This is a genomic window from Saccharopolyspora sp. 7B (assembly GCF_020177435.1).
GTDB classification, from domain to species: domain Bacteria; phylum Actinomycetota; class Actinomycetes; order Mycobacteriales; family Pseudonocardiaceae; genus Saccharopolyspora_C; species Saccharopolyspora_C gregorii.
This window is the reverse complement of record NZ_JAIUKC010000247.1, coordinates 1-6,027: the sequence shown is the minus strand read 5'-3', so window position 1 is coordinate 6,027 and position 6,027 is coordinate 1. Positions and strand designations below refer to the sequence as shown.

The 6,027-nt window shown below is 71.7% G+C and carries 7 protein-coding genes; 3 read left to right on the top strand and 4 right to left on the bottom strand.

From position 1 onward, the window contains the following. Positions 1-65: 65 nt before the first annotated feature. Positions 66-419: a hypothetical protein gene (locus LCD33_RS28060; protein WP_224958482.1), complete on the bottom strand. Its 354-nt coding sequence runs from the start codon at positions 417-419 to the stop codon at positions 66-68. A gap of 389 nt (positions 420-808) precedes the next feature. On the opposite strand from LCD33_RS28060, the gene LCD33_RS29535 reads away from it, so the two are divergent. Continuing rightward, positions 809-1,270, top strand: coding sequence for an ATP-binding protein (locus LCD33_RS29535; protein WP_224958483.1), 462 nt, complete (start codon positions 809-811; stop codon positions 1,268-1,270). 341 nt (positions 1,271-1,611) lie between these two features. Here LCD33_RS29535 and LCD33_RS28050 read toward each other — a convergent pair whose 3' ends face one another. Continuing rightward, positions 1,612-2,796 carry a serine hydrolase gene (locus LCD33_RS28050; protein ID WP_224958484.1) on the bottom strand — a complete coding sequence of 395 codons (1,185 nt, stop codon included), beginning with the start codon at positions 2,794-2,796 and terminating at the stop codon, positions 1,612-1,614. Positions 2,797-2,930: 134 nt separating this feature from the next. Between LCD33_RS28050 and LCD33_RS29530 the strand changes: the two genes are divergently transcribed. Next, entirely contained in the window at positions 2,931-4,052 is a 1,122-nt protein-coding gene (locus LCD33_RS29530; protein WP_224968920.1) for a sensor histidine kinase, read from the top strand. Then, entirely contained in the window at positions 4,049-4,726 is a 678-nt protein-coding gene (locus tag LCD33_RS28040; RefSeq protein ID WP_224978470.1) for a response regulator transcription factor, read from the top strand. Before LCD33_RS29530 ends, LCD33_RS28040 begins: the two co-directional genes overlap by 4 nt. 37 nt (positions 4,727-4,763) lie before the next feature. Here LCD33_RS28040 and LCD33_RS28035 read toward each other — a convergent pair whose 3' ends face one another. Together LCD33_RS28035 and LCD33_RS28030 are read right to left on the bottom strand one after the other, a co-directional pair. Further along, the gene (locus tag LCD33_RS28035) at positions 4,764-4,958 is read right to left on the bottom strand and encodes a DUF397 domain-containing protein (protein WP_224978469.1); all 195 of its coding nucleotides are present in this window, start codon (positions 4,956-4,958) and stop codon (positions 4,764-4,766) included. Positions 4,959-4,960: 2 nt separating this feature from the next. Beyond that, positions 4,961-5,815: a helix-turn-helix transcriptional regulator gene (locus LCD33_RS28030; protein ID WP_224958487.1), complete on the bottom strand. Its 855-nt coding sequence runs from the start codon at positions 5,813-5,815 to the stop codon at positions 4,961-4,963. Positions 5,816-6,027: the final 212 nt, after the last annotated feature.

Genomic DNA, 6,027 nt, shown 5'->3' with positions numbered 1-6,027 from the left:
GGCGGGCCGCGGCGTGGACACCGCCGCGCCCCGCCCCCGCCCCCGCTCGGCGGGACGGGCCGGGATCAGCAGCCCTTGATCATCTTCTGGATGGAGCCGGACAACCCGTGGTTGAACTCCTTGCTGCTCTTCTTCCCGGCCGGCATCGACAGGCACTCCAGCCAGGTGTTCTCCGCGTCGGCCAGCTGCACGCTGACCTTGGCGGTCGTGGAGCAGTGGTTGTTGTAGTAGACGCGGGTGTTGAGGCTGCCGGTCGACCAGGACAGGTTCGCCTTGCCGCCCGTGCAGCTCACCGAGTAGTGGTGGTCGGCCTTGGCGGTCGCGTCGGGTGCCGCGGAGGCGGGCGCGACGAGCAGCGCCAGGCAGGCGGCGGTGCCCGCGGTCGCTCCGGCGATGCGGCGGAAAGCCTTCGTGTTCATCTGAGTTCCTCCCAGTGCGCGGCCGGCCGCGCGGCCCGGCCGTCGGTTCCCGTTGCTCGGCGCCCACCCCCGGAGCGCCGTACGCCGATCACGCTAAGCACCACTCGCGACCCGCTTCCAGCCAACTTTGACCAAAGCCATCCCGCTTCGGCCACGGCTTTGTCCACCCGTGCCAGGACAATGAGCACAAACCTCTGACCTGCGAGGACGACGCGAATCCACCGGGTTCCGGGTCGGCCCGGCGACCGCCCCGGGCGGCGCCCGTCCGCCGACGATCGATCGCGCGGCGAGCCGAGGGCGCGGGGTGGAAGAGCCACCTCGACGCGGAGCCCGCCGCCGGGGGCCTCGATCACCGCCCGCGGGGCCCCTCGTGCTCCGCGGGCGGCCGGGTGCGGGCGCAGGCAGGCCCGCGGCCCCACCCGCGCTCCACCGGACCCGCTCGCCCGGCCGCCCGCGTCGGCTCACTCGGCGTCGGTGCCCTGCACCGGACGCGCGGCGCCCAGTCCTGGCCCGGCCGCGCGGGCGCGGCCCGTCGACCTGGCCGCGGTGGCCGGAGACGCGCTGGAGCAGGTGCGGGCGGCGGCGCCCGGCTGTCCGTCGAGGTCGCCGACGGCTCGATGACGATCACCGCCACGAACACCGGCGATGACCTCACGGCCGCGCACACCGGCGAGCTGTTCGAGGCCTTCCGCAGGCGCCGGGGCCGCACCGGCACCCGCGGGCTCGGCCTCACCCCGGTCCGCGCGATCGCGCGCTCCCACGGCGGGACGGCGGGTGCCGCGCCGAACCCGGGCGGCGGGCTCACCGTCACCGTCCGGCTCCCCGAGGCGGCCGGTCCGGGGCGGGGCTGATCGGGCGCGACCGCCGGCCCGGCGCGGAGCCGGGCGAGGGCGTCGAGCTCGCGGGACCGGTGCGAGTCGGCCGACCGGCCGCCCCCGCGAACCGGCGCGGAAGGCGGCACCCCTGCGCGTCGTCGAGGAACGCGGCTGGCGGCCCGCCCGGACCTCGGCGTGTTCGCGTTCGACAGCGCCGACGGGCGCAGCGGCGGATGCGGCGGTTCCTCGAACTCGGGGCCGGCGGCCGGAGTTCGAGCGGAACCAGCTCGCGGAGGCGTGGACCCGGCTCGCCGGACGACGTCGGGGCCGGACCCGAGTCCGATGTGGACGTTCGGGTCCGGCGCGCCGGGCCGGCCTTACCTGCCGTCGCCGCAGAGGGCGTTCTCGACGATCTCCGACACCGGGTCGGTGGTGGGCGCGGGCACGCCCGGCTCCGGCACCAGCGAGTCGGTGTTGATGCTGACGACCACGCTGCGCTCGCCGTCCGGGCTGACGCCATTGCGGGTCTTGTAGCCGGGGATGTCCCCGCCGTGCGACCAGTAGCCGCCGCAGTCGTTGGGCGCCCACATCAGGCCCAGCCCGTAGCGCATGCCCGGCCAGTTCGCCTCCATCTCGGTGGCGGGCACCGTCCGCTGCATCTCGGCGAGTTCCGCGGGGCGCAGCACTTCGCCGTCGATCAGGGCGCGCAGGAAGCGGTTGCCGTCCGCGGTGCTGCTGATGATGTCGCCCGCGGCCCCGGCCCAGGTGGGGTTGATCTCGGTGACGTCCAGCGGTGCGCCGAAGGTCGGGTTCGGGGAGTTCATGTCGTCCGGGAACCGCTGGTAGCCGGTGGCGTGCGGCCCGGGGATGTGCTTCGAGGCGCGCGGCGTGTACGTGTCGTGCAGCCCGAGCGGTTCGATGATCCGGTCCTGGACCTCGGTCTGCCACTCGTTCCCGGTGACCCGCTGGATGATCATGCCGGCGAGGACGAAGTTGGTGTTCGAGTAGCTCCAGGACGTGCCGGGCTCGAACTTCGGCGGCTGCTGCATGGCCAGCGAGACCAGGTGCTCGGCGGCGAAGGTGTCGTCGCGGTGCTGCTGGAAGCCCTCCTCGTCGAACATCCACGGCAGTTGCAGCACGAACTCGGGCAGGCCGCTGGTGTGCTGCAGCAGCTGCCGGACGGTGATCCGGCTGCCGTCGTTGCCGTTGCCGGACACGACGCCGGGCAACCACTTCTCCACCGGGTCCTCCAGCGAGATCCGGCCTTCGCCGACCAGCTGCAGCAGCGTCGCGGACACGTAGGTCTTGGTGAAGCTGCCGATCCGGAAGTTCGCGTCCCACGGCACGGGGGTCCGCGCCTCGGTGTCGCCGAAGCCGCTGCGGACCTTCGTCGACCCGTCCGGGGTCTGGAGTTCGGCGAGCACGCCGGGAGCGCCGTGGGACAGCAGCACGTCCGCGTCGTGCTGCATGGTGTCGCGCACCGGGGTGGCTCCGGCGGTTCCGGCGAACACGGCCGTCTGGACGGCGGTGACGATCATCAGGGTTGCGAGGGTTCGCTTCATGGCGGTGAACACTAGGTTCGCCGCGGATCCCGGTCGTCGCCCTGGAACGGCATCTTCGGTTACCCCCGTGGGGGTACTCCCGGATACCCCTGCGGAGCGGCGATTCCGGCCGCCGCGCTCACTACGGTGATCTTGTGCCGTGGAAACTGCGAACGATCTGGGCCGATGTGCTGCTGGCGGTCGCGCTGACCGCGTTGACCGTCATCGCGCAGGTCGGCGACCAAGGGGTGAACTGGATCGCCGCCGTGCTGCTGCCGCTCACCGTGGCGCCGGTCGCGCTGCGCCAGCTGGCCCCGGTGCTGACGTCGGCGACGATCGTGCTCGCCACCATCGGGTACCACGCGCTGGGGAACGGCAGCCTGACCAACGCCGGCGTGGGCGTGGTGATCTCGATGTTCACCATCGCCACGCTGCGCTCGACGCCCGCCGCCGCGGTGATGTGGCTGGTCGGCACCGGCACCGTCATGTTCACCGGGTTCGCCTCGCCGATGCAGCTGACCTGGGCGGAGCTGGCGCAGGCCGCGCCGACGATGTTCATCGTGTGGATGGTCGGCGAGGGCACCAAGCGCTGGGCGCAGCGGTCCGAGCGGCTGGCCGAGGAGGCGGTGCACGCGGTGGCGAACGAGCGGGTGCGCATCGCGCGGGAGCTGCACGACGTCGTCGCCCACCACATGTCGGTGATCTCGTTGCAGGCCGGGCTGGCGAAGTACGTCATCGAGTCGGACCCGCCCACCGCGGCGCGCGCGCTCGCCACCGTCGGCGACACCAGCCGGGAGGCGCTGCACGAACTCCGCAGGCTGCTGGACGTGCTGCGCGTCGACGACGGTCCCGCCGGGCCCGACCCGGAGGCGGAGTACCGCCCGCAGCCGGGACTGGCGGCGCTGGACGGCCTGGTGGAGCGCACCCGGGCCGCGGGCCTGCCGGTGGACCTGGTGGTCACCGGGGAACCGCGCGAACTCCCGGCCGGGCCGGACCTGTGCGCGTACCGCATCGCGCAGGAGTCGTTGACGAACGTGCTCAAGCACGCCGGGCCCGCCGAGGCCACGATCCACCTCGACCACGGGGAGCTGACGTTCACCATGGAGATCACCGACGACGGCACCGCACCGGTGCCGCCGGAGTTCTCGCCGCACTCGCACGGCATCCGCGGCATGCGGGAACGCGCCGAGCTGTACGGCGGCGCCCTCACCGCGGGTCCGCGCGCCGGCGGCGGGTTCGCCGTGGTGCTGCGGCTTCCGACGGGCGAGGCGGCATGACCGTCCGAGTGCTGGTCGTCGACGACCAGACCCTGATCCGGGCCGGGCTCGTCGCGTTGCTGACCGCCGCGACGGGGCTGGAGGTCGCGGGCGAGGCCGCGGACGGCGCGGACGCCGTGCGGCTGGCCGCCGAGCTGCGGCCGGACGTGGTGCTGATGGACATCAAGATGCCGTCGCTGGACGGGATCAGCGCCACCAGCCGCATCCTCGCGGCCGACCCGGAGGTCCGGGTGATCGTGCTGACGACGTTCGACCTGCCCGAGTACGTGTACACGGCGCTCGGCGACGGTGCCGCCGGTTTCCTGCTCAAGGACACCCCGGCGGACCGGATCGTCGCGGCGGTGCAGGCGGTGGCCGCGGGCGATCTGCTCATCTCGCCGCAGATCACGCACCGGCTGGTGGAGACCTACGCCCAGCACCACCGGACGCACGCGCTCGCGGACGACCGGCTGGACCGGTTGACGGCGCGGGAGACGGAGGTGCTGCGGCTGGTCGGCAACGGCCTCACCAACGCGCAGATCGCGCAGCGCCTGGTGCTCAGCGAGGCGACGGTGAAGACGCACGTCAAGCGGATGATGGCCAAGCTGGATCTGACCAGCCGGGCGCAGGCCGTCGTGGTCGCCTACGAGTCGGGCCTGATCGTCCCGGCCGCCCGGCCCGGCAACCGGGGCTGAGCCCGGATTCCGGTCAGCGCGCCCACCGCCGGACGGTTCAGCGTGAGTAGCGGCCGGACTTGATGGCGGTGAGGAAGTCGTTCCATCGGGTGCGGTCGGTGGTGAAGTGCCCGGCGGCGCGGTCCTTGGTGTCCCGCACGCCGATCACGGTCGGGGTGATCGCCACCTCGACGCAGTTGCCGCCCGAGTTCGACCGGGACGACTTGCGCCACTTCACGTCATGAAGATCCACTGTCACGCCTTTCGCTGCTGGCACTGGTGGGCTTCCCGCGCAGCGGTCACCCGATCCAGTGTCGCAGCGACGGGCAACGAATGGGAGCGCAGTTCGTCGAACACGTATCGCAGTGCGCTGACATCCTCCGCCCGGTCGATGATGTGGCCGCCCAACGGAGTGTCCAGGAAGCCGATCGCCTCGTCCTCGGGATGTTCGAAGGACAGCACGATGAACGACCCGCTCGGAGATGCGTGCGCTCCTGCTTCGAAGGGGAGCACCTGGACGATGACGTTCGGCAACTCGCCGAACTCCGCGACCTGCTGAAGTTGCTCCGCCATCACGTCGTGGCCGCCCACCACCCGGTGCAGGGCGGCTTCGCCGATCACGGCCCTGAGCTGGATCGGCGCTTCGTCCACGAGGCGCTTCTGCCGTTCGACGCGGGCCTTGACCCGACGGGCGATGTCCTGCGGGTTCGTGGTGTACCGACCGGCGCGGTGAATCTCGTACGCGTAGCGCTCCGTCTGCAACAGCCCCGGGATCAGATCCAGCTCGAAATTGGCCGCCTCCGTCGCGAACGACTCGAAGTCGACGAACGGCGCGAACCACTCGGGCACGCGGTAGGACTCCCACCAACCGCGTTCCTCGGTGTGCAGCCGGGTTTCCTCCAGCTGCGAGCGCACCTCGGCGGATGCCCCGTACAGCTCCACCAGCAGGTCCAGCTCGGCTTTCTTGACCTTGGACCGACCCGCTTCCACGTGCCGGATCTTCGACTCGGAGCAGCCGAGCGCGCGGCTGGCGTCCGTGACGTCGCAGCCGGACTGCTTCCGCAGTTTGACGAGCCAAGAACCGAGTTGCCTGCGGCGAGCTGTCGACATGGGTCAAGCCTAACGATCATGCGCACACCAGGTGGATCACTCGAATGGGGATCTTGCTCAGTGATTCTGTCAGGAATATGTTCTGACAGTATCAGCTACTGAATCAATTTCGAGCGTGCTCGGTTCCTGCAACGGAGGTGATCCGATGGCTGTTCCGATCTGGGCCGCGTCGTGCGGGCCGGTGGATTCGCGGTGGCACGGGGTGCGGCGGG